Genomic DNA, 22,753 nt, shown 5'->3' on the forward strand with positions numbered 1-22,753 from the left:
CCGGATCATTCCCCAGTTCTTCAATTCCCCAGTTTCTCAATTCTTCAATTCCTCTACCCCCGCAACTATCCCCGTCAGGAACGTCGCCAGGTCATCGGTGACGTAATCGACGTCGTCTTCCTGCGCCGGATCGCGTTCCCAGATTTCCGAAAAGGTCGGCTCGAAATTGCGCGGCACCACGAGAACCGTGGTCATGCCCAGCGCCTTAGGCACCTCCAGGTTGCGGGCGAGGTCCTCGAACATCACCGCATTGTGGCCGGTGACGGCGTGCAGCTCGGCAAACTTCTCATAGGTCTGGCGCGCCGGCTTGGGGTTGAGATCGGCGGCGACGATATCGAAGATGTCGTCGAAATGGTCGAGGATGCCGAGTTGGCGCGCGGTGCGCTCGGCGTGCCTGCGGTCGCCATTGGTGAAGATGAACTTGCGGCCGGGAAGCTGGCGGATGGCGGTGCCCAGGACAGGATCGGGCACCAGCCAGGAATAGTCGATGTCATGCACCTTCTCGAGGAAGTCGTCCGGGTCGATGCCGTGGCGCGTCATCAGCCCGTTCAGCGTCGTGCCGTATTCGAGATAGAGTTCCTTCTGCAGCTTGCGCGCATCCTCGCGCGGCAATGCCAGCAGCTCCCCGATATAGGCGGTCATCTTGACGTCGATCTGCGAGAACAGATTGGAGTGGTGCGGATAGAGCGTGTTGTCGAGGTCGAACACCCAGTCGGTGACATGGGCGAAGCGGGCGGGATCGGGAAGCGTCGTCATGCGCTTCTTATGGCATGAAACAGGGATTCTGAAAGGGACTTTATCCACAACCTCTGCCCGTTGAGGTTGCATAAACAGCCTCGCGATTCAAATTTTAATCATCCGGGAAAGGTAGCCTTCAGGGCTTGCTGGCACAGAGACAGTCCTGTGGGGAGTTCGCGATGAACAGCATCATTCTCAAATCCGCCGCCATCGCTTTCGCCTCCGTCGCCGTCTCTCTCCTGCTGACCCTGATCATCGTCCCAGCCATGGGCTTCCCGATCACCCGCACCATCTGGCTGACCTCGACGCTCTGTCCGCTGGTGCTTGCCTGGGCGGCGTGCGCCAGCACGTTCTGGCAGAGCGACCGGCTGAAGAACGCGCATCGCGAACTTGCCCGTGCGCATGCCCAACTCGCCGCCGCGCACCGCCGCCTGGCGGAAAAGGCGAGCCGCGACGACATGACCGGCATGCTCAACCGGGAGAGCTTCTTTGCCGCGCTGGACGGCTCGCGGCGCAAGTCCGACCGCGGCGCCCTGCTGATCATCGATGCCGATCACTTCAAGACCATCAATGACAATTTCGGGCATCTGACCGGCGATGACGCGCTGCTGCTGATCGCCAGCGCCATCGAGCGCGGCGTGCGCGCCGGTGATGTGCTGGGCCGTATCGGCGGCGAGGAATTCGGTGCGTTCCTGATCGGCGCCACCGACAAGGAGGCCAAGCGTGTCGCCGAGCGCATCCGCCGCGAGGTCGAGCTCATCCGCTTCCGGCCAGTCGATGAACGGACCATTCCGTTGACCGTCAGCATCGGCGGCACCGTTTGCGGCGAGGATGCCAACGTATCGGAACTGATGCGGGCCGCGGACCGGCGCCTGTATCAGGCCAAGCATGGCGGCCGCAACCTGACGATCCTGGATACCGACATTTCCGAAGCCGCATGAACGGTCCGGGCCAACCCGGCCCGTTAAGGACTCCCTAACCCTGTTCGCAGCCTGTTGCGCGGCCTATCGCCATTTCACGGCCTTAAGCCCATCCTTGGCACGATACTGGCTTCGGTGAAGATGCGTGTGCCGTTCGGGGAACGTCATCGCGCGCATCGAAGCCCCTGTTCGAGAGACCTGTCATGAGTTTCTTCATAAAAAAAATGTCGCGCCGCGCGCTCGTGCAGGCGCTGGTCGCCCTGCCTGCCCTGTCCGTGCTTGGCAAGCTGCCTGATGCCAACACCGCGCATGCCGGCGCATCCCTGGCCGACCCCGACGAAATCGTCGAGGTCAATGGCTGGATCCTGAAGCGGAGTGACCTGGCATGATCTTCGACAGCTACGAGGCGTATCGCGCCGCCAGCTTCGCGCCGAAGGTCTGCATCCTTGGTTCCGGTCCGGCCGGCACCACGATCGCCAGAAAACTGGATGCGGCCGGCATCCCGGTCGTGGTGCTGGAAGCCGGTTCGCGGGATTTCAGCGACGAGTCGCAGGATTTCTACCGCGGCTCCACGGTGGGCGATTTCTATTTCGATCTCGACATCACCCGGCTGCGGTTCATGGGCGGCAGTTCCAATCATTGGGCCGGCTGGTGCCGCGTGCTCGACAAGCAGGATTTCGAGCCGAAAGCCTGGGCGCCCGACACAGGTTGGCCGATCCGCCGCGCCGACATCGAACCCTACCTCCCGGAAGTGCACGATATTCTCGACCTTGCCGATTTCCGGCCGGACGTTCCGATCTCCGACGACATCCGCTGGGTGCAGCTGATCAAGAGCCCGGCGGTGCGCTTTGCGGAGAAGTTCGGCGACGAACTCGACAAGAGCAGGAACATAGCCGTCGTTCTCAACACCTATGCCACCGAGCTTGCCGGCGACGGCAAGCGGGTGACGGGCGCCAGGCTGTGGTCCAACGGCAGGGATGCGGGCACCTTCAACGCCGACTATTTCATCGTCTGCACCGGCGGGCTGGAGAATTCGCGGCTGCTTCTGTGGTCGAACCAGCGCTCCAATGGCGGCGTCGTGCCGAATGCCGCCGCCCTTGGCCGCTACTGGATGGAGCACCCGACCTTCGAGGGTGGCAATGCCATCCTGGCCAACTATGGCGAGTTCGAGGTCGACGACGTCAAAGAGGCTTTCTTCTCGCCGACGCTTGCCGCCATGGAGCGCCTGAAGATCATGAATTTCGGCATCAGGCTGATCGAGACGCCTTATGCGGGCGTCAAAAGCCTTGTCGCTGACCTCGCCTGCACCGCGCCCGATATGGCCGAATGGATGTCCTCCAAGCTCAGCCAGAATCTGCGCTGCGCGGCCCAGCTCTATGTCGCCTGGGAACAGGCGCCGCTCGCCTCCAACCAGGTCGAACTGTCGAAGACCGATGTCGATCATGCCGGCGTGCCGCGCATCGAACTTCATTGGAAGAAATCGGAACTGGAGCGCCGCACGCTTGTCGAGGGGCTGAAACTGTTCGGCACGACGCTGATCGAGAAGGACCTCGGCCGCGTTCGGCTCATGGACTGGATCGCCAACGGCGAGGACTATCCGACCAACGAGGAAACCGCCGGTCATCATCACATGGGCGGTACGCGAATGGGCACCGACGTTGCCAGGAGCGTGGTGGACGCCAACTGCAAGGTGCATGGCATGGACAATCTTTATGTCGGCGGTTCCTCGGTGTTCTGCACATCCGGTCAAGCCAACCCGACCACCACCATCACCGCGCTCGCCTGCCGGCTGGGCGACCATTTGAGCAAGGTGGTTTCGGTCTAATGCGTGTCGCCCGGAAGTGTCCTCGGTTCCGGGACAACGACATGCATAATATCAGAAGCTTACAGTAGGTCGGCGAATCCTATTCGCCGCGACATGCTGTAGGAAGCTGGCGGAATGGCCGCGCTCGCGCAGGGCGCGGCCGTCATCAGATCGATGGCTTTTCGAGCGGCGCCAGGTCGGCGCGGTAAAGCGTGATGGCGCGGGTGGTGCGCGCGCCGAAGCGGACGAAGAATGGCAGGATCAGATTGCGCAGGAACAGGGCGAGGCGGCCCTTTGCCTGCTTTTGCGTGCCGATGCGCCGGCTGATCTTGACGATGTGTTCGACGCGATCCCGGCGCAGCGCCTGAAAGGCAGCGAAGGCCTGCGACGGCGATGGCGTCGCGCCCAGGCACGCGGCCAGCACCACGGCATCCTCGATGGCCATCGACGCGCCTTGCCCGGCATGCGGGGAGACGGCATGCGCCGCGTCGCCCAGCACGACCACATTGCCGGTGTGCCATTGTGGCAGATGGGGCATGTCGAAAACCGGATAGGCGCGCGGAACTTCCGCGATGGCGCCGACAATCTCGCGGATCGTCCCGGGGTCGCCGGCATGCAGTTGGCGAACCGTCGCGGCCAGCTGCGCCGGTTCGGGCCGCGCCGTCGCCGCGTCCTCGCTGAGCGGGAAGGAATCGAACCAGAACACCGGTCCGTCCGCCGCCTTCATGTAGCCGAAGAATGCCTGCTCGCCGAACACCATGTGCATGAACCCGTCGGTCGGAGCCACGGATGGAACATCGATCGTGCCGCCGGTGCCGGTCAGCCCGGTATAGACAGGATCCGGCGAGGCCGGGAAGCAGGGCCGGCGGACGCGCGACCAGACACCGTCGCAACCCGCCAGCCAGCCGGCGTCGACCCGCACACCGTTGCCGAAGGTCAGGCGCACACCCTCCGGCTGGTTTTCGATGTCGGCAAGCGCGTGGCCGAAGCGGATGTCGGCGCGAAGCGCCTGTGCCTCGTCCAGCAGCGCACCGAGCAGATCCGAGCGTCTGATGGTGATGCTCTCGGCGCCGGCCTCGCGCATGGACTGCCGCTCGTCGAGATGGACGAGACGGCGCCCGGCGGCGTTCGTGATCTCGAAGCCGAGCGTGGGAATGCCGAGCGCCGTGATGCGCTGGGCAAGCCCAAGCGCCCGCAAGGCATTGATCCCGTTGGGCGCCAGAGTGAGGAAGGCGCCTTCGCTGAGCGCCTCGCGTGACCTTGCTTCGAACAGGCTGACGCCGAAACCTTGCCGGCGCAGCATCACGGCGAGAGCCAGTCCGCCGACGCCGGCGCCGATGATGGCCACCGGCAAAGCTCCGACGCCTGTGCGCGTAACGGTCATCGTTACAGGCCGTGGATGGCGATGCGCACCAGAACGGCGGCGGCCGCCAGCGACACCAGCAGGATGCCGAGGCCGATGGGGGAGCCCCAGCCATACCACTCCATGGCAAGCTTGGCGTATTTATACTCCTCGTCGTGGGAGAGGGGCGAACGTTGTTGAATCAGGCTCATTTTTCATATCCTTGTCGGGCGGCCGGGCTCTTGCTTTGTCCGAGACATGACCGCATATTTGTGCAATGGTCTAAATGTTAGACAGATTGATAGTTAGATGATCGAAATAAATACGTCAAGCGAAAATCGTGCCGTGCTGTCGGCGTCAATCGGCCTCGCCGTTATGCAATGGCAGGACGCGACGCAGGCTTACGATGAGGCCGTGGGGGCGAAGCTTGAGCTCAACGCGGCCGAACGGCATTGCCTGGGGCTGCTCTATGGCGGCCCGCAATCGGCCGGCGCCATCGCGACGGCGACCGGGCTGACGCCTGCCGCGGTGACGGCGCTGATCGATCGGCTGGAGGCGCGAGGTCTTGTCACGCGCACACGCAGTCTCGAGGACAGGCGCAAGGTGGTGATAGAGGGGACCGAGGCGACACGCGCCTTGTCGGAGCGCTATTACGGCGCCATCGCCAAGGAGGGGGAAAAGGTCATCGCCACATTCAGCGAGGCCGAACTCGCGACCATCTCACGTTTCGTCAATGCCGCGCTCGACCTGCAGCGTGCCCAGCTCGAGCGACTGAAGGCCTAGGAACCGCGGCCGCGCTAGACACGCCGCCTTGAACGCAAGCCGGCTGGGAAGGCAAAGAATCACGCCCGCCGATCATGCCGTCACCTCGCCCTTGGGGGTGGCGCGGCGTTCCCGCCACCAGTCCTGCGCCTGCAATTTCCAGTAGGTGAGCTGCGCGGCGGCGAGGCCGGCGGCGCCGCCGGCCCAGCTCAGCCCGAACGGCGCGAACTGCCGGTAGCGGTCCGAAGCGCCCAGAATCCCTTCCGCGACGATTTTGCCGGCGATCGCCGTGGTGTTGAGGCCGTGCCCGCCGAAAGCAGTGCAGTACCAGACACCCGGCTGCAACTCTCCGATCTGGGGCATCAGATGCCGCGCGTAGGACATTAGCCCCGACCAGGCCAATTCGGTCTTGAGGCCGGCAAGCTGCGGATAGGTGCCGACCATCTCGCGGCGCAGTTCGCGCGCCAGCGCGTCGGCCGACGCGGCGCGCGTGGTGATGCGTCCGCCCCACAAGAGCCGATTGCCGTTCTCGACCAGGCGATAATAGTCGCCGGCCCGCCTGTTGTCGCCGACGGCCTCCGCGGTGGCGATGGCCTGCGCGACAAGGCGGGGAGCCGCCTCGGAAACCATCACATAGGTCGCGATCGGCAGGAAGGCGCGATGGAGTTGAGAAAATACCGGGCCGGTATAGCCGCCGGTCGCCAGCACGACGTGGGAGGCCCGAAGCGTGCCCTGTCGGGTGCGCAGCATCTTTTGCGGTCCAGACAGGTCGCATTGCACGACCTCCGACCCCTCATGGATTTTGCCTCCGAGGCGCTCGATCTCGTCGGCCAGGCAACGCAGATAGTTGAGCGGGTGGATGTGAAAGGCGCTCGGGTCGCGCAGCCCCTGATGGTAGCGGGCGGATTTCAGCACCGACCGGACCTTTTCTGTCTGGAGATACTGAAGTTCATAGCCGTGGTCGCGAGCCATCTGGTCGGCATACGCCTTGAGCGCGTCGCCGTCGTCGTAGCGTAAAACGCTGAGCAGGCCGGGACGCGGCATGGCTGCCGATATTGCGAGGGTCTCGATCGTGTCGCGCACGAATTCGACGCCTTCGATCGAGAGCTGGTGCAGGTCGCGCGCCGCTATCTTGCCGACACGTGCGGCAATGGCGTCTCCGCCAGTGGCGAAACCGGGCGTGACGAAGCCGCCATTGCGGCCCGAGGCACCGAAACCGACGAGCTGTGCTTCCAGCACGGCGACACGCAATCCGGCGCGTGCCAGTTGCAGCGCCGCCGTCAGCCCGGCCAGTCCCGCGCCGACGACGGCAACGTCGCACTGCGCATCGCCTTGCAGCGCAGGCCTTGTCTTGCGGTCGGTCTGGGTGCGTGCGTAGTAGGTGTCCGGATAGGCCATCGGTGACTTTGCTGCGAGGATCGTTTCATGTGGTGGAGTGAGGCCTCCACTGCCCGGAGGCAGCCGGTGGATGACCTCACTTGGCGCTGTGGTTCTTGCCGTACCACTTCGTGGTCGGCACGGCGAGCGTGCCATCTTCACGTCACCGGGCCTCTTGCCTGCGAACGGGATTATTTCGGCTGGACCCCGTAGGCGACGAGAAACGCTTTCACCGAGGCATCCGCATGCCGTTCAAGGTCGGATTTGGAGCGTGGGTTGCTTCCGGTGAACATGGCTTCATTCATCGGGATCCAAAGCAGCATCCCAAAAAGGTGGCTGGCCGCCAGATGGGGATCGCCGGTCTGTATCAGTCCCCTGTCGGTGAGCTTTTGAAAGCAGGACGCCATCGAGGCGAGCATGCGCTCGAAACCTTTTTCGTACCAGCTACGGCCAAGTTGCGGCATTCGATCCGCGTTGGCGATGATCAGGCGCCGCAGCTTCAACAGTTCTTCATCCATGAGAACAGTGACCAGACGTCGAGCAAGCTGCTGCAGGCCGCCCTGCATGAATTTCGCCTCCGAAAGCAGTGTCGTCACGGACTCGATAATATCGTTGACCTGGGCAGCGGTTGATAGAACCACTTCGCCGAAAAGCGTCTCCTTGTCCTTGAAATGCTTGTAGACGGTCTGCTTGGAGGCTCCCGCCCTGGTGGCGATTTCCTCCATGCTGGTTCCATCATAACCCTTCGCTATGAACGCCGCCGTCGCCGCCTGGATGATCTCACGGTCCTTGCGTGCCGATCTGGTCTCGCCGTCGATTTTCATGGTCCCTCGCAAACAGTACTAGACGGTACCGTTCCCTTATGATAGCCATGAAAACGGTACTGGACTGACTAGTACCTGTCAACGAAGGCAAGGTTTAAACCGATGACCAAGATGATCTTTATAAATTTGCCAGTGCGCGATCTTCAGGTGGCGACCAGGTTTTATCTCGCGATCGGAGGCACGCTGAACCCGCAGTTCTCGAACGATCAGGCCAGCTCGATCATGTTCTCGGACTCCATTGGGGTCATGTTGCTTACGCACCAGCACTACAGCCAGTTCACGGCGCGGCAGATCGGCGACCCCAGGCGTGAGAGCCAGATGCTGATCGCGCTCACCACCGACAGCAAGGACGAGGTCAACGCCGTGATCGACAAGGGCGTGGCGGCAGGCGGCCGTGCCGATCCCAATCCGGCACAGGATCTCGGCTTCATGTTCAACCGCCACATCGAGGATCCCGACGGCAACGTCTGGGAATTGCTGTGGATGAACCCGGCCGCGATGCAATAGCCCAGCTGAACCAAGGCCAATGCGCGTCGCCTGGAAACTGATTCATGCGACGCGCCGAAATACCGGCACGGATTTGCTGGAGCACCCCAGAGAAAGGCCTACACCGTCGCTGGGTCGAGCGCGGGCTGGCCTCTGCGGCGGGCGACGATCGCGGTGAAATCCGCATTCTGGAAGGCGTCACGCAAGGCGTCGAAGGAAGGCAGCACGAAATAGGCGCGCTGGAACTTGTCGATCTCGTAGCCGGTGCGCATCACCGTCTCCAGGTCGAACGGCACATGGTGGGCATCCCTGTCTTCGACGGCGAACTGCAACTCGGTGAAGGACGACATCAGCCCGGCGCCGAAGGCTTTGAGCGGCTGGCCGGCCTCCTGCATCAGGCCGTATTCAGCGGTGTACCAATAAAGCCGGGTGATCATCTCGTCGCCGCCGAGCGCGATGATGTCGCCGGCCTTCCTGCCATACATCTGCATGAAGTCGGCGAACACCGGCTGCGACAGCACCGGCACATGGCCGAAGAAGTCGTGGAACATGTCGGGCTCGACGATGTAGTCGAGCTCCTGTCTGGTGCGCAACCAGTTCGTCACCGGGAAGCGGCGGTTGGCGAGATGATCGAAGAAGGGGGCGGCCGGAATGAGCCCCGGCACGGCGACGATCTCCCAGCCGGTCAGCTTGCGCAGCCTGGCGCTCACCGATTCGAAGTCGGGGATGCGGTCGAGCAGGCCGAGCTTGTCGACGCCGTCGAGATAGGAGTGGTGGGCGAGCTTGCGTGTCAGCTCGGTCTGGCGGTCGCACAGCGTGCGCCACACCGCCTGCTCCTCGGCCGAATAGTCATAGCCCTGGGCCACGGTGAAATCGGCGCGGCAGACCGAATAGTCGCCGCGCAGCCCCTGGGCCGCACAGTCGCGGGCATATTCGGCAACGCTCATCGTGGTCATGGTTCTCTCCCTGCAAATCACGAATGGCTGACGTGACCGGGAGGCTAGCCTGATTTGCCGAGGCAAATCGGTTTTGATGATGGCTGAAGCAGGCCATTCGAGATACCATTCACTCAAAATATCCGCCAGGAGAGTGAAAATGCCTCAATTCGACGATTTCGAGGTCAAGATGCTCGATGTCCTGCAGCGCGACGGGCGCAAACCTGTCTCCGAGCTGGCGCAGGAGATAGGCCTCTCCACCACGCCCTGCGCGCGACGCTTCGAGGCGCTGCAGGATACCGGCATCATCAAGGGCTTTGCCGCGGTGATCAGCCGCCGGGCCGTCGGCCTGATGGTCGAGGTGTTCATCCAGGTGCGCCTTGTCAGCCACAGCGACGGCTCGCCCGAAAGCTTCATTGCCGCCGTGCAGCGCATGGACGAGGTGTCGTCGTGCTGGACGATGACCGGCGACCACGATTTCCTGCTGCATGTCATGGTCCCGTCGGTCGACGAACTCAACGCCTTCGTCATGCACCGGCTGATGCGGCTCGACGGCGTGCGCGACGTCCACACCCAGCTGGTGCTGCAGAACATCAAGGGACCCGGCCACGTGCCGCTCGCGCATCTCAGACGGTGAGGGCGCTTCCCGTTTCTGCGGAAAAGCTGCAAGCAAACTGCTGAAACCGGCCAATCGGGCGGCGCTATCGCCGGCCAGCATGCGCGGACCAATTTCCCGGAGGTCCGCCATGAACATCGTCCTGATCAACCCGCCGCACACCGCCATCGGCAGCCGCGTGCCCGACGATCATTTGCCGCCGCTCGGCCTGCTGGCGATCGGCGGCCCGCTCATCGATGCCGGCCATGAGGTGCGCCTCGTCGATGCCGAATTCGGGCCGATGCCGCTCGCCGCCGTCGTCGCGGAAGCCCTGAAGGACTGCCCCGACTTCGTCCTGATCGGCCATTCAGGCTCGACCTCGGCGCATCCGACCGCCTTGCTGATCGCAGGCATGATCAAGGCGCGCGCGCCGGCGACGATCGTCATCTATGGCGGCGTCTTCCCGACCTATCACTGGCGCGACATCCTGGCTGAGACCGACGTTTTCGACTTCATCGTGCGCGGCGAGGGCGAGGCGACCGTGGTGGCGCTGGTCGAGGCGCTGGAGATGCACCAGCCGCCGGCAAGCGTCGCCGGCATCGCCTATCGCGACGATCTCAGCCGCCCCGTCGCCACGCAAGCCGCCATGACCATCGCCGATCTCGACGCCTATCGCGTCGGCTGGGAACTGATCGATCACAGGCGCTACTCCTACTGGGGCGGCAAGCGTGCGGTCGTCATGCAGTTCTCGCGCGGCTGTCCGCATCTGTGCAACTATTGCGGCCAGCGCGGCTTCTGGACCCGCTGGCGGCATCGTGACCCGGTCCGCTTCGCGAGCGAGATCGCCTGGCTGCACCGCGAGCATGGCGTCGAGCTGATAAACCTTGCCGACGAAAACCCGACGGTGTCGAAGAAGGCCTGGCGCGCCTTTCTCGACGCGCTGATCGCCGAGAACGTGCCGGTTCTGATCGTCGGCTCGACGCGGGCCGACGACATCGTGCGCGACGCCGACATCCTGCATCTCTACCGCAAGGCCGGCGTCATCCGCTGGCTGCTCGGCATGGAAAACACCGACGAGCAGACGCTTGCATTGATCCGCAAGGGCGGCAGCACCTCGTCCGACCGCGAGGCGATCCGACTGTTGCGAAAGCACGGCATCCTGTCGATGGCGACCTGGGTGGCCGGTTTCGAGGATGAGAGCTTTCGCGATCTATGGCGCGGCTTCCGCCAGCTCATCGCCTACGATCCCGACCAGATCCAGGCCCTCTATGTGACGCCGCACCGCTGGACGCCCTTCTTCCGCATCGCCCGCGACCGCAAGGTCATCCAAAGGGATGCCCGTCTATGGGACTACAAGCACCAGGTGCTGCACATGACCCGGCTGAAACCGTGGATGCTTTTCTTCGCCGTCAAGCTGATCGAAGTGGCCGTGCAGTCACGACCCAAGGCGCTGGCGCGCATCCTGTTCCACCCCGATCCAGAGCAGCGCCATTCGATGCGCTGGTACACGCAAATGGGCCGCAGGGTCTGGTTCCGCGAGGTCTGGGGGTTTCTGGTCAGCGACGGCAGGGTCAAGAACGGACCGACGCTCGCCGAATTCTGGGGCGCACCGCAGGACGCCGAGGAAGAATCGATGCTCGTCGGGCGCCAGCCTCGAAAGGTGTCCGCGCCTCAGGAAAGGCGATTAGCCGGCTGACGATCCGCTACGGCACGATCAGCGTGCCGGCACCGTGCTCGGTGAAAAGTTCGAGCAGCACTGAATGCGGCGTCTTGCCGTTGAGGATGACGACGCCCTCGACGCCGCGCTCGATCGCCTCGATGCAGGTCTCGACCTTGGGGATCATGCCCCCCGACACCGTACCGTCCTTGATCAGCGCCCTGGCCTCGGCGACCGTCAGCTCGTCGATCAGCTTCTTGTTCTTGTCGAGCACGCCGGGCACGTCGGTGAGGAACAAGAGGCGCGAGGCCTTGCAGGCGCCGGCGATGGCACCTGCGAACGTGTCGGCATTGATGTTGTAGGTGTGGCCGTCGCGGCCCGGTGCCACCGGCGCCAGCACCGGGATCATTTCGGAGCGCGCCAGCAGATCGAGCAGCGTGCGGTCGACCTCGACCGGTTCGCCGACGAAGCCGAGATCGAGCACGCGCTCGATGTTGGAGTCCGGGTCGATCATGGTCTTGCGGGCCTTTTCGGCGAACACCATGTTGCCGTCCTTGCCGCACAGGCCGATCGCCCATTCGCCCTCGGCGTTGATGAGCGCGACAATTTCCTTGTTGATCGAGCCGGCCAGCACCATCTCGACGATCTCGACCGTCTTCTGGTCGGTGACGCGCAGGCCGCCCTCGAATTTGGATTCGATGCCCATCTTGGCCAGCATCGCGCCGATCTGCGGCCCGCCGCCATGCACGACGATCGGGTTGACGCCGGATTGTTTCAACAGCGCGATGTCGCGGGCGAAGGCCTTGCCGAGTTCGATATCGCCCATGGCATGGCCGCCATATTTCACCACGACGGTCTTGTGTTCGTAGCGCTGCATGTAAGGCAGCGCGCGCGACAGCAGGGCGGCCTGCATTTCGGCGGTGGCGGCGATGTCCGTCATCGGCGTGTTTCCCTGGGCTTTTTGTTTATGCATGTCGTGTCCCAAAACCGCTGGACACTTTTGGGCGACATGCATCTGGAAGGACGGCGGCGTCTTAGCGGGAATTGACGCGAGCCGCAAATGGCATTGCTGTCATAGTCGGTTCACGGTGTCGTCATTGTGACGGCACCATCAGCGGCGCCCTGCGGCCAAGCCAGCCCGAGAGTTTCTCCATCTGCGCGGCGAGCGACAACAGCGTCTCCTCGTCGCCCGACCGGCCGGCGGCCTGGATGCCGAGCGGCAGGCCGGCATCCGTGACATGGACGGGGAGCGCGATCGAGGGCTGACCGCTGACATTGTGGATCGCCGGCCAGTGCGTGAACCAAAGGCTTTTGTCCATCAGCTGGCCGAACAGCGGCTTGATCTTCAGCAGCGGCGTGAGATGAAGCTTGTCGAGCAGGTTTTCGATGAGTTCGTCGGCGCCTTTGGGATCCATGGCGCCGCAGGCGAGCGGCGGGTGCGCGATAACAGGCATCAGGACGGCGTCGTATTGCGCAGTGTCCTCGATCATACGCCGCGAGGCGGCGTGCAGGCGCTGCAGGCCGGCATAAACCTCGCCAGCCGAGACCATCTCCCCCAACCGGCCGAGCACCCGCGTGGCCCGTTCGATGTCGCCCGTCACGGCGCGGCCGACCCGCAATGCCTCGGCCCGCAGCGTGCCGGCAACGGCGGAGGCGACAGTCGTGCAAAAGTCGGCGAAGAACTCGCGGCCAATGAAGGGCAGGTCGATCTCCTCGACCGTATGGCCGCCTTCGCGGGCGAGCGCCACCGCCGTGTCGAGCGCCTTGAGCGTCTCGGCCGAGATCGGCAGGCCGAGCGGCGATTGGCGGTACACCGCCAGCCTGAGCTTGCCGGGATCGCGCGCGGCGGCCGCGGCGAACGGGCCGCTCGGCGCTCGTGCGGCATAGGGCGCCAACGGATCGGGACCGTGGGTAAGGTCAAGCAGCAGCGCGCAGTCGCGCACCGAGCGGGTCACGGCATGATCGACCACCATGCCGTACCAGCTCTCGCTGACCAACGGCGACAGCGGCACGCGGCCGCGCGATGTCTTGAGGCCGACAAGCCCGCTACAAGCCGAAGGCACACGGATCGAGCCGCCGCCATCCGAGGCATGCGCCACCGGCACGACGCCGGCGGCGACGAGCGCCGCCGCACCGCCCGACGAGCCACCTGACGTGTGGCCGGTGTTCCAAGGATTGCGGGTGATGCCGAAGGCCTTGGACTCGGTCATCAGCCGCAGCCCGTGTTCGGGCGATGTCGAGGTGACGATCGGGATCAGTCCGGCGGCGAGATAGCGGTCGGTCATCACCGAATTGACGCCGGGCACGGAGGCTGGAATGCGGCTGCCGCCATGCGACGGCACGCCCTTGATGGCGATGCCGAGATCCTTGATGGCAAAGGGGACGCCGGCAAGCGGCAGCGAACGGTCGACGCTCTTCGCCCGGGTTCGTGCGGTCTCGTAGAGCGCCTCCGCTGTTGCGTTGATTTCGGGCCGCGTGGCCTCGGCACGGGCTATCGCCGCCTCGGTCAGCTCGACCGCCGACAAGTCGCCATTGCGCACCAGGCCGGCAAGGCCGGTTGCGTCTTCTTCCCACAGGATCCGTTCGACCGACATGCGCGCTCCCCCGATGCCGTCAAGCTAGTCAGCGGCAATTCCCTTGGCAATCGAAGCAGCGCCCCAACGCCGGAACTTTAGGGGCACGAAATATTTCCGGCGTTGCAAATGCAATGCAATACCCTAATTTGCCTGACATGACGCCGCAGGACATCACCAAGCTGATCGTCCGGACTTCGATGAAGGACCGGGCCGCTTTCGATCTGCTCTACCGGCAGACCAGCGCGAAACTTTTCGGTGTGTGCCTTCGTGTATTGAACGACCGGGGAGATGCGGAAGAAGCCTTGCAGGAAGTCTTCGTCAAGATATGGACGAAGGCGGACCGTTTTGCTGTTTCTGATCTGAGCCCGATCTCCTGGCTGGTGGCGATCGCGCGCAATCATGCGATCGATCGCATCAGGGCGCGGCGCAAGCCTGCCGCCGATATCGATGCCGCGCTCGACGTGGCCGATCCGGCGCCGGGACCTGAAGCGATGGCGGTGGCGGGCGATGAGTCCGAACGCATCCACCATTGCCTCGATGAACTGGAAAAGGACCGGGCGGCGGCCGTCCGGGGCGCTTACCTCAAGGGCGAAAGCTATGCCGAACTGGCGGAGCGCCACGGCGTGCCGTTGAACACGATGCGTACCTGGCTGCGCCGCAGCCTGATGAAACTCAGAGAATGTCTGGAAAGATGACGCTGGCAGAGGACAACGGACCGGAACGTGGGGGCGACGACCTGTTCGCCGCCGAATACGTTCTTGGCGTTCTGCCGGCCGATGAGCGGCAGATCGCCTCCAGGCGCATCGACGCGGAGACGGAATTCGCGCGCCTCGTCGATGGGTGGGAAGTTCGCCTGTCGCCGCTGGCGGCGGGCTATGCGGAAATTGAACCGCCGGCTTCGGTCAAGCCGGCCATCGACCGCCGGCTGTTTGCATCCGCCGCAGCCACTCCCGCCGAGGCGCGCGCCGGCCTGTGGTCCAGCCTCGCCTTCTGGCGCGGCCTTGCAGTGGCGGCTGTCGCCGCGCTGGCGCTCTATGTCGCCGTTCCCTATGTCAATCGGCCGGCTGAACAGCCGCAGGCGCGGCTGGTCGCTTCGCTGGCCGCCGACGGCAGTGACGTCAAATATCTCGCCGTCTATGATTCCGAACGGCATGAAGTCAGTCTTTCGCACGTTTCCGGAACGCTCGCCTCCGGCAAGGACTTCGAGCTCTGGATGATCGAGGGCAAGAACGCGCCGGTCTCGATGGGCGTCATCCCTGCCGGGGCGACGGCGCATATTGGCGTTTCGCCGACCGCGCAGCAGAAACTGGCGCAGGGCGCCGTGCTGGCCGTCAGCCTCGAGCCGGCTGGCGGTTCGCCGACCGGTCAGCCGACCGGGCCGGTGGTTGCCGCGGGCGATCTGAAGAGCATCTGACCTGCCTCAAACGCCGTACCGCCTCCAGAATAGTTTCAATCTATCTGATGCGGCGCATGTCTAATCGTGCGCATGCCGGCTAAATATCGTCCTGGAAAAATCCTTGCGTCATATCGAATAAATAGAAGACTCAAAAATATTCTGAAACTCACGCGTTTGTGTTCCGTATCTCCTCGCGTTCCCAAGGATGGGAAGAGAAACCCGAGGAGTTTGAACATCATGCGTAGATTCGCCACCCTTTTGCTCGCCGGTACGATCGCTGTCTCCGCGCTTGCCACGGCTGCTTATGCAGAAAACCCGATGGTCGGCGGCGCCGCCATGTTCGCCAACAAGACCATTGTCGACAACGCCGTCAATTCCAAGGATCACACCACGCTGGTCGCCGCCGTCAAGGCCGCCGGCCTGGTCGAGACCTTGCAGGGCGCTGGGCCGTTCACAGTCTTTGCGCCGACCAACGAAGCCTTCGCCGCGCTGCCGGCCGGCACGGTCGACACGCTGCTCAAGCCCGAGAACAAGGACAAGCTGGTCAAGATCCTGACCTGCCATGTCATCGGCGCCAAGGCGATGGCTGCCGATGTCGCCTCGATGGCCAAGGCCGACGGCGGCACGCACAAGGTCAAGACGGTCGGCGGCTGCGAACTGTCGCTCAAGGCCGATGGCGGCAAGGTCACCGTCACCGACGAGAACGGCAATGTTGCCAATGTGACGATCGCCGATGTCGAACAGTCCAACGGCGTCATCCACGTCATCGACAAGGTTCTGCTCCCGAAAATGTGATGTAACGAGGCGCTTGCGGCGGACGAACCCGTCGCAAGAGCTCTCCGTCGATCGTGTCATCACGCTCCCGTGATCCGCAATCGACAAGCGTGCTCCGCGCCGTTCCACGATGAACCGTGGAGCGGCGCGGCGTTTGGTTGAGAGCAACCGTCACCGCCTTTTGATTTTCGCGGGGCGGTATAGTTTGGCAAAAAGACAACAGGAGGAACTGGTGATGAACCGTCGCGACTTTCTTTTGAGTGGTGTCGCCGCCCTCGGCGTCGTCGGGGCCGCGGCAACGTTGCTGCGCATGGGCAGCCCGCAGGCCGCGCAGGCCGCCGAGAAATTCGAGATCACCAAGACGGATGACGAATGGAAAGCCATCCTGTCGCCGGAGGCCTTCAATGTGCTGCGCAAGGAAGGCACCGAATATCCCGGCACCAGCCCGCTGCTCAACGAACACCGCAAGGGTGTCTTCGCCTGTGCCGGCTGCGACCTGCCGGTCTATCCCTCCGAGACGAAATTCGAGTCCGGCACCGGCTGGCCGAGCTTCTGGCAGGAGATCGCCAATGGCATCGGCAAGACCGAGGACCGGTCACTGGGAATGACCCGTACCGAAGTGCATTGCCGCCGCTGCGGCGGCCATCTCGGCCACGTCTTCGACGATGGCCCGGCCCCGACCGGTCTGCGCCACTGCATCAACGGCGTGGCCCTTACCTTCAAGCCCGCCACCGCCTGACGCTGCCGAAGGCAACAAAAAACTCCGGGCTTTGCGGCCCGGAGTTTTTTGCGCGGTCAGAGTTTTTCGGGCGTGGACTGGAGGAGCTTCCCGAAACCGCTGCCCACGGTTTGTCTTCAGTGCCCGCCGCCTCCGCCGCCACTGGGCGCGGCTGGCTTCTTGATCAGCATGGTGAAGAACCCCAGCGTCCCGAACAGCACGGTCAAGAGATAGAACACATCCATGAACGACAGCAGCGCCGCCTGCTGCTGGACCATGCCCGACAGTTTGGAGATCGCGGCACTGGTGGCGTCGAGGCCGGTGGTCTGTTCGAAATTGAGCGTCATGTTCTGCAGCTTGGTCTGCGCGGCCGCGCTGCCCCACTGCACATGCTCGGCGAGCCGGGCGTAGTGGAAGGCGTTGCGGTCGATCAGCACCGTGTTGATGAGGGCCAGGCCGACCGCACCGCCGAGGTTGCGGGTCAGGTTGAACAGGCCGGACGCATTCTTCAACCGGTCCGGCGGCAGCGTGCCGAGCGCGATGTTGTTGATCGGCACCATGCACAGCATCATCGAACAGCCGCGCAGGATCTGCGGAATGAGCAGTTCGTAAAAATCCCAGTCGGCGGTCAGATGCGTCATCCACCATGTTCCGGTGGCGAAGCCGAACAGCCCGATCATCATCATCAGCCGCAGGTCCATCTTGCTCGACAGGATGCCGGAGATGGGAGCGGTGAAGAACATCGCCAGGCCGCTGACGAACAGCGCCTCGCCGATCATCATCGAATCGTAGCCGCGGATGCGTCCGAGGTAGACCGGATAGAGATAGGTCAGGCCATAGAGGCCGATGCCGATGACGAAGGAAAACAGCGAGCCGAAGGCGAAGTTGATGTTGCTGAAGGCCCTCAGGTCGACGATCGGTTCCTCGGCGGTGAAAACCCGCCAGAAGAAGATCACCGCGCCGATGGTCATGATGATGGCGCAGATGAACACCGCCTGGTCCTGCAGCCAGTCATTGTTCGGACCCTCCTCCAGCACATACTCCATGCAGCCGAGGAAAGCGGCCATGCCGGCGAGGCCCCACCAGTCGAACTTGTTGAACAGCTTGAGATTGGGCTTGTCGAAATCGATCAGCGACCAGGCCGCGGTCGCCACCAGGATGCCGGGCACGACATTGACCAGGAACAGCCAGTGCCATGAAAAGGCGTGGCTGATATAGCCGCCGACGGTCGGGCCGATGGTCGGCGCCAGCGTCGCCACCAGGCCGATCATCGGCGACACGACGGCGCGGCGCGACGGCGGGAAGATGGTGAAGGCGGCGGCGAAGACGCTCGGAATCATGCCGCCGCCGATAAAGCCTTGCACGGCCCGATAGACGATCATCTGGTCGATGTTGGTGGCGGTCGCGGCAAGAGCGCTGGCGGCGGTGAAGCCGGCGGCGGCGATGGTGAACAGCACGCGCGTCGACAGCATGCGGCTGAGGAAGCCCGACAGCGGGATCATGACCACCTCGGCGATCAGATAGGCCGTCTGCACCCATGGGATCTCGTCGGAGCTGGCGCTCAGGCCCGCCTGGATTTCGGCCAGCGAGGCCGAGACGATCTGGATGTCCAGGATCGCCATGAACATGCCGAACACCATCGCCAGGAAGGCGATGACGCGGCGCGTCGAAATCGTGTCGGGTACCGCCGGCATTGCCGGCGGCGATCCTGCGGTGATGGTAGCGGTTGCCATTTCCTGGCCCTCCTTGGGGCCTCGTTGAGGCAGGCCGGGCGGCTCGGTGCTTCAATCAGCCACCAAGCCGCCCTCCGAAAGGCGCTCAGTTGCTGGTGGCGGCAGGCGCGGTGCGGCTGTCGACGGCGACGACGACGCTCAAGCCGGCGCGCAGCTTGCCGGTCTTCAACGCATCGGCCGGTACGTCGATGCGGACCGGCACGCGCTGCACGACCTTGGTGAAGTTGCCGGTGGCGTTCTCGGGCGGCAGCAGCGAGAACACCGCGCCCGAGGCCGGGGCCAGCGAGGAGACGGTCCCCTGGATCGGCTGGCCGTCGATGGCGTCGACCGAGATGTTGACCTTTTCGCCGGGCACCAACCGGGCAAGCTGCGTCTCCTTGAAGTTGGCGACGATGTAGAGCTTGTCCATCGGCACGACGACGGCGAGCTTCTGGCCGGGGCTGACGAGATCGCCCTGTTCGACGGAGCGGTTGCCGACGACGCCGTCATAAGGCGCCTTGAGCACGGTGAAGGAGAGGTCGCGCGCCGCCTTGTCGCGGCCGAGCTGCAGCGAGGCCAGGGTGCTGGCCGATTCCGCGCGCTGCGCCTCGAGCACGCCGATATTGGCCTGCGCGGCGGCGATCTGGGCATCGGCGCCGACAAGCGCGGCATTGGCCTGATCGAGGGCGGTCTGGGCGTCGTCCAATTGGGCCTGCGTGCCGACATGCGTCTTGACCAGTTGCGCGGCGCGCTGCTGGGCACGGCCGGCATTGTCGGCGGCGGCCTGGTCGGCGACCTTCTGCGCCTGCGCCTGCTGCAGCGAGGCTTGCGCGGCCTTGGTCTGCGCATCGATGCGGTCGAGTGTCTTGGCCAGCGTGGCGATCTGCGCCTCGGCCTGGGCAACGGCGATCTTGTAGTCGCCGGCATCGATCGTCAGCAGCGGATCGCCGGCCTTGACCTGCTGGTTCTCGCTGACCAGGACCTGATCGACATAACCGGAAATTTTCGGTGAGACGAACGCCATGTCGGCCTGGACATAGGCGTCGTCGGTGGAGATCATGAACCGGCCCGTGGTCCAGTAGTCATAGCCGTACCAGGCGCCGCCGCTCAAAAGGGCGAGGCCGATGATCGGCAGCAGGAAGGAGCGCACCGAACGCTTCTTCTTGGCCGGAGCTTCAGCCTTCGGCGGCGGTGCGACAGCCGGCTGGACATGAACATCGGGCGCTTCCGTCGCCGGGGCAACCTTGGCGTTGGGGAAAGGACGGACTTCGGCGGTGGCGGGCGTGTTCGAGGACATGACATCTCTCTAAAGTTATAATACTGAACCGTTCGGTTCGATCTGGCCGTTGACATAGCGCCTAAAGAGGACCATATCAAGGGGCAATCGAACCGGTTGGTTCGAATTATTTTCGAGGTGTGACTTTTATGGTTGAGACTGTGAACAACGCCGAAACCGAGCAGTGCGAAGACCTGCTGGACGGTCTGCGCCGCGGCCGCCCGGCGGCCGGACAGGATCCGGTCAAGCGCAGCCAGATCATCGACGGTGCACGTCGCGTCTTCATCGAAAAGGGCTTCGAGGCCGCTTCGATGAACGACATCACGCGCGAGGCCGGTGTCTCCAAGGGCACCATCTATGTCTACTTCGCCAACAAGGAAGAGCTGTTCGAGGCGCTGATCGAGGAAGAGCGCGGCACCATCTTCAAGAACATGTACGACATGCTCGACCGCGCCGACGATCTGCGCCAGACGCTGGTCAAGTTCGGCAAGGTGCTGTCGATGAAGATCACTTCGGCCAGGGTCATCCAGGCCCAGCGCACGGTCATCGGCGCCTCCGACAGGATACCCGACATGGGCGCGCGCTTTTACGAACGCGGTCCCAAGCGCGGCCATGACAAGGTCATGGAATTCCTCAACGCCGCCATCGAGCGCGGCATGCTGAAGATCGACGATGTCGATCTTGCCGCCTATCAGTTCACCGAACTGTGCCTTGCCGGTCTTTTCCGGCAGTGCATCTTCGCCTACCGGACCAAGGCTCCGACCCAGGACGAGATCGATCACATCGTGCGCTCAGGCGTCGACATCTTCCTGAAGGCTTACGGCACCGAAAAGCTTGCCGAGGAAGAACGCCACCAGATGATCGCGATCGAGGCGAAGCACTAGCGGCTTGCCCCGTTCCTGCGCGGTTGGACGGGCCAATGCCGGGCCTTTGCCCCCGGGCTAGCCGCCATTGGCCGCGAGCACGATCGCGGCCTGCAATTCCTCAAGGCCTTCGGCCTTTTCCGACGACGTTGCCAGCACGAACGGGAACGCCGCCGGGCGCTTCTTGATCTTTTGCAGTGTCTCCTCGATCAGCCGTGGCACGCCGGCGGCCTTGATCTTGTCGGTCTTGGTCAGCACGATCTGGTAGGACACGGCCGCCTTGTCGAGCAGCGACAGCACTTCGTCGTCCTTGGCCTTGATGCCATGGCGGGCATCGATCAGCACATAGACCCGCTTCAGCGTGACGCGGCCCTTGAGATAGTCGAAGACCAGCTTGGTCCAGTCGTCGACCTTTTCCTTGGGCGCGCTCGCATAGCCATAGCCCGGCATGTCGACCAGCGCCATCGGCGGCAGGTCGGCGCCGTCGCCCGAAAATCCGTCCGGCACGAAATAATTGAGCTCCTGCGTGCGCCCCGGCGTGTTGGAGGTGCGCGCCAGGCCCTTCTGGTTGACCAGGGCATTGATCAGCGACGACTTGCCGACATTGGAGCGGCCGGCAAAGGCGATCTCCGGCGGCCCTTCCGGCGGCAGGAACTTCATGGCCGGCACGCCGCGGATGAAAATCCACCCGCGCGTGAACAGGTCGGTTTGGATCGCGGTGCTGTTGGGAACGGTCAAGCTGCTGCCTCCAGAAGAGAGATATCGGCGCCCCTGATGGCATCGAGGTTGCGACCGATCTTGTCCACCGGCCAGTCCCACCAGGCCACCGACAGAAGCCGCCGCACGATCCGGTCGTCGAAACGCGTCTTGACCACTTTGGCCGCGTTGCCGGCGACGATGGCGTAGGGCGGCACATCATGCGTCACCACGGATTTGGCGGCGACGATGGCGCCGTGGCCGATCTCGACGCCAGGCAGGATCACCGCTTCCATGCCGATCCAGACGTCGCTGCCGATCACCGTGTCGCCGCGCACTTCCTTCGACCAGGTCGCGGGATCAAAGCCGTTCTCCCAGCCATGGCCGAAAATGTTGAAGGGATAGGTCGAAAAGCCCGACATGGCGTGGTTGGCGCCGTTCATGATGAACCGCGCGCCCTCGGCGATGGCGCAGAATTTGCCGATGATGAGCTTGTCGCCGATGAAGGGATAGTGATGCAGCACGCATTTCTGCGCGAATTTGTCCGGCCCGTCCGGGTCGTCATAATAGGTGAAGTCGCCGATCTCGATGTTCGGCGCCGTGACCAGCGGTTTCAGGAACCCGACGCGGGTGTGCATCGGGATCGGGTGCTTGATGCCGGGGTTGGGTCCGTCCATGTCTAAGTCCGTCCAGGAAATGAGAGCCGTTCGGATCCGGAAATCCGCACGCCTGGTCAAAATAACGTGATCCGCCCTATAGCACCAATCCGCTGAGGAGCGAGCCTTCCTTGCTCGCGGCGTTCATTTGTTGCCGCGGCAGATCACGATCGGGTTGGACAGCGCGCTGTCGAAACCGCTGCCCTGATAGACCTGAACGTTCGACGCTCCGGGCGGTAGCATGAAGCTTCCTTCGACGATCTTCTGATCGCCCGCCATCGTATGCAGATCCCAGCTGAACGTGCAGAATTGCGGCGGCGCCTTGGGTTCGACGTGACTGCAGTTGAGCTGCGCGCCGCCCAGCATGGCGGCACCGCCGCAGCTGACCGCATCCTTCGCGCTTGCGGCGGCGGGGCATCCAACCAAAGCCGTAACGGCTGCGATCCTGATCCAGTTCATCGTCGAAATCCTTGCCGGCAGACGCGCATCGCCTGGCACGTGTCGCGTCCCGTGGCCCATCAAATTTTTCTTCCGTGCGGCTTAGTGCGTCTTGCGCACGCCGTCCAGCAGGATTATGTGCATGATGATAATAAGCATGCTCACGAAAACTTGTCCGCAGACGATCCCTTATCATGCCCTCCTCATC

General features: G+C 63.7%; 25 protein-coding genes. 12 read left to right on the forward strand and 13 right to left on the reverse strand.

Going from position 1 to position 22,753, the window contains the following annotated elements; all coding sequences use genetic code 11:
- Positions 1–36 precede the first annotated feature (36 nt).
- The gene (locus tag FJ967_RS07250; RefSeq protein ID WP_140731021.1) at positions 37–756 is read right to left on the reverse strand and encodes a pyrimidine 5'-nucleotidase; all 720 of its coding nucleotides are present in this window, start codon (positions 754–756) and stop codon (positions 37–39) included.
- 161 nt (positions 757–917) lie between these two features.
- Here FJ967_RS07250 and FJ967_RS07255 point away from each other — a divergent pair, with 161 nt between their 5' ends.
- The 3 genes from FJ967_RS07255 to FJ967_RS07265 all read left to right on the forward strand — a co-directional run bounded on the left by FJ967_RS07255 (position 918) and on the right by FJ967_RS07265 (position 3,483).
- Complete coding sequence (locus FJ967_RS07255) at positions 918–1,679, forward strand: GGDEF domain-containing protein (RefSeq protein WP_140731022.1); 762 nt, start codon at positions 918–920, stop codon at positions 1,677–1,679.
- A gap of 182 nt (positions 1,680–1,861) precedes the next feature.
- Positions 1,862–2,047, forward strand: a complete 186-nt coding sequence (locus tag FJ967_RS07260) for a hypothetical protein (protein ID WP_140731023.1) — start codon at positions 1,862–1,864, stop codon at positions 2,045–2,047.
- Positions 2,044–3,483, forward strand: coding sequence for a GMC family oxidoreductase (locus FJ967_RS07265; protein WP_140731024.1), 1,440 nt, complete (start codon positions 2,044–2,046; stop codon positions 3,481–3,483). Before FJ967_RS07260 ends, FJ967_RS07265 begins: the two co-directional genes overlap by 4 nt.
- A 145-nt stretch (positions 3,484–3,628) precedes the next feature.
- On the opposite strand, the gene FJ967_RS07270 is transcribed toward FJ967_RS07265, so the two are convergent.
- The gene (locus tag FJ967_RS07270) at positions 3,629–4,810 is read right to left on the reverse strand and encodes an NAD(P)/FAD-dependent oxidoreductase (RefSeq protein ID WP_246675207.1); all 1,182 of its coding nucleotides are present in this window, start codon (positions 4,808–4,810) and stop codon (positions 3,629–3,631) included.
- A 38-nt stretch (positions 4,811–4,848) separates the two neighbouring features.
- On the reverse strand, positions 4,849–5,016 hold the full coding sequence (locus tag FJ967_RS33290; protein WP_181175695.1) for a hypothetical protein: 168 nt from the start codon (positions 5,014–5,016) through the stop codon (positions 4,849–4,851).
- 97 nt (positions 5,017–5,113) lie between these two features.
- On the opposite strand from FJ967_RS33290, the gene FJ967_RS07275 reads away from it, so the two are divergent.
- Entirely contained in the window at positions 5,114–5,587 is a 474-nt protein-coding gene (locus tag FJ967_RS07275; protein ID WP_140731026.1) for a MarR family transcriptional regulator, read from the forward strand.
- 72 nt (positions 5,588–5,659) lie between these two features.
- Here FJ967_RS07275 and FJ967_RS07280 read toward each other — a convergent pair whose 3' ends face one another.
- Both FJ967_RS07280 and FJ967_RS07285 read right to left on the reverse strand, forming a co-directional pair.
- On the reverse strand, positions 5,660–6,964 hold the full coding sequence (locus tag FJ967_RS07280) for an FAD-binding oxidoreductase (RefSeq protein WP_140731027.1): 1,305 nt from the start codon (positions 6,962–6,964) through the stop codon (positions 5,660–5,662).
- 170 nt (positions 6,965–7,134) lie between these two features.
- Positions 7,135–7,767, reverse strand: a complete 633-nt coding sequence (locus tag FJ967_RS07285) for a TetR/AcrR family transcriptional regulator (protein WP_140731028.1) — start codon at positions 7,765–7,767, stop codon at positions 7,135–7,137.
- A 102-nt stretch (positions 7,768–7,869) separates the two neighbouring features.
- On the opposite strand from FJ967_RS07285, the gene FJ967_RS07290 reads away from it, so the two are divergent.
- Positions 7,870–8,274 (forward strand): VOC family protein, encoded by a 405-nt coding sequence (locus FJ967_RS07290; protein WP_140731029.1) that lies wholly within the window; start codon positions 7,870–7,872, stop codon positions 8,272–8,274.
- A 98-nt stretch (positions 8,275–8,372) separates the two neighbouring features.
- Here FJ967_RS07290 and phhA read toward each other — a convergent pair whose 3' ends face one another.
- Positions 8,373–9,209 carry a phenylalanine 4-monooxygenase gene (gene phhA / locus FJ967_RS07295; RefSeq protein ID WP_140731030.1) on the reverse strand — a complete coding sequence of 279 codons (837 nt, stop codon included), beginning with the start codon at positions 9,207–9,209 and terminating at the stop codon, positions 8,373–8,375.
- Between the two features lie 139 nt (positions 9,210–9,348).
- Between phhA and FJ967_RS07300 the strand changes: the two genes are divergently transcribed.
- Both FJ967_RS07300 and bchE read left to right on the forward strand, forming a co-directional pair.
- Entirely contained in the window at positions 9,349–9,825 is a 477-nt protein-coding gene (locus FJ967_RS07300; protein ID WP_140731031.1) for an Lrp/AsnC family transcriptional regulator, read from the forward strand.
- Between the two features lie 109 nt (positions 9,826–9,934).
- Positions 9,935–11,479, forward strand: a complete 1,545-nt coding sequence (gene bchE, locus FJ967_RS07305) for a magnesium-protoporphyrin IX monomethyl ester anaerobic oxidative cyclase (protein ID WP_140731032.1) — start codon at positions 9,935–9,937, stop codon at positions 11,477–11,479.
- Positions 11,480–11,486: 7 nt separating this feature from the next.
- On the opposite strand, the gene argB is transcribed toward bchE, so the two are convergent.
- Complete coding sequence (gene argB, locus FJ967_RS07310; RefSeq protein ID WP_140731033.1) at positions 11,487–12,380, reverse strand: acetylglutamate kinase; 894 nt, start codon at positions 12,378–12,380, stop codon at positions 11,487–11,489.
- Positions 12,381–12,534: 154 nt separating this feature from the next.
- Positions 12,535–14,034, reverse strand: a complete 1,500-nt coding sequence (locus tag FJ967_RS07315) for an amidase (RefSeq protein ID WP_140731034.1) — start codon at positions 14,032–14,034, stop codon at positions 12,535–12,537.
- 137 nt (positions 14,035–14,171) lie between these two features.
- On the opposite strand from FJ967_RS07315, the gene FJ967_RS07320 reads away from it, so the two are divergent.
- The 4 genes from FJ967_RS07320 to msrB all read left to right on the forward strand — a co-directional run bounded on the left by FJ967_RS07320 (position 14,172) and on the right by msrB (position 16,925).
- The gene (locus FJ967_RS07320; protein WP_140731035.1) at positions 14,172–14,711 is read left to right on the forward strand and encodes a sigma-70 family RNA polymerase sigma factor; all 540 of its coding nucleotides are present in this window, start codon (positions 14,172–14,174) and stop codon (positions 14,709–14,711) included.
- Positions 14,708–15,430: an anti-sigma factor gene (locus FJ967_RS07325; RefSeq protein ID WP_140731155.1), complete on the forward strand. Its 723-nt coding sequence runs from the start codon at positions 14,708–14,710 to the stop codon at positions 15,428–15,430. Before FJ967_RS07320 ends, FJ967_RS07325 begins: the two co-directional genes overlap by 4 nt.
- A 219-nt stretch (positions 15,431–15,649) precedes the next feature.
- Positions 15,650–16,207 carry a fasciclin domain-containing protein gene (locus FJ967_RS07330; RefSeq protein WP_140731036.1) on the forward strand — a complete coding sequence of 186 codons (558 nt, stop codon included), beginning with the start codon at positions 15,650–15,652 and terminating at the stop codon, positions 16,205–16,207.
- 214 nt (positions 16,208–16,421) lie between these two features.
- Positions 16,422–16,925, forward strand: a complete 504-nt coding sequence (msrB, locus tag FJ967_RS07335; RefSeq protein ID WP_140731037.1) for a peptide-methionine (R)-S-oxide reductase MsrB — start codon at positions 16,422–16,424, stop codon at positions 16,923–16,925.
- Positions 16,926–17,041: 116 nt separating this feature from the next.
- Here the strand turns inward: msrB and FJ967_RS07340 are convergent, their stop codons facing one another.
- Positions 17,042–18,598: a DHA2 family efflux MFS transporter permease subunit gene (locus FJ967_RS07340; RefSeq protein ID WP_246675213.1), complete on the reverse strand. Its 1,557-nt coding sequence runs from the start codon at positions 18,596–18,598 to the stop codon at positions 17,042–17,044.
- Between the two features lie 124 nt (positions 18,599–18,722).
- Entirely contained in the window at positions 18,723–19,913 is a 1,191-nt protein-coding gene (locus FJ967_RS07345) for an HlyD family secretion protein (protein WP_140731039.1), read from the reverse strand.
- 128 nt (positions 19,914–20,041) lie between these two features.
- Between FJ967_RS07345 and FJ967_RS07350 the strand changes: the two genes are divergently transcribed.
- The gene (locus tag FJ967_RS07350; protein ID WP_140731040.1) at positions 20,042–20,776 is read left to right on the forward strand and encodes a TetR/AcrR family transcriptional regulator; all 735 of its coding nucleotides are present in this window, start codon (positions 20,042–20,044) and stop codon (positions 20,774–20,776) included.
- A gap of 57 nt (positions 20,777–20,833) precedes the next feature.
- Here FJ967_RS07350 and yihA read toward each other — a convergent pair whose 3' ends face one another.
- The 3 genes from yihA to FJ967_RS07365 form a co-directional block, all read right to left on the reverse strand.
- A complete protein-coding gene (gene yihA, locus FJ967_RS07355; protein WP_140731041.1) occupies positions 20,834–21,493 on the reverse strand; it encodes a ribosome biogenesis GTP-binding protein YihA/YsxC in 660 nt (219 codons plus the stop codon).
- Complete coding sequence (locus FJ967_RS07360) at positions 21,490–22,128, reverse strand: CatB-related O-acetyltransferase (protein ID WP_181175696.1); 639 nt, start codon at positions 22,126–22,128, stop codon at positions 21,490–21,492. Before FJ967_RS07360 ends, yihA begins: the two co-directional genes overlap by 4 nt.
- 123 nt (positions 22,129–22,251) lie before the next feature.
- On the reverse strand, positions 22,252–22,566 hold the full coding sequence (locus FJ967_RS07365) for a hypothetical protein (RefSeq protein WP_140731042.1): 315 nt from the start codon (positions 22,564–22,566) through the stop codon (positions 22,252–22,254).
- Positions 22,567–22,753 lie beyond the last annotated feature (187 nt).

Source organism: Mesorhizobium sp. B2-3-4 (genome assembly GCF_006442315.1).
In the GTDB taxonomy this organism is placed as follows: Bacteria; Pseudomonadota; Alphaproteobacteria; order Rhizobiales; family Rhizobiaceae; genus Mesorhizobium.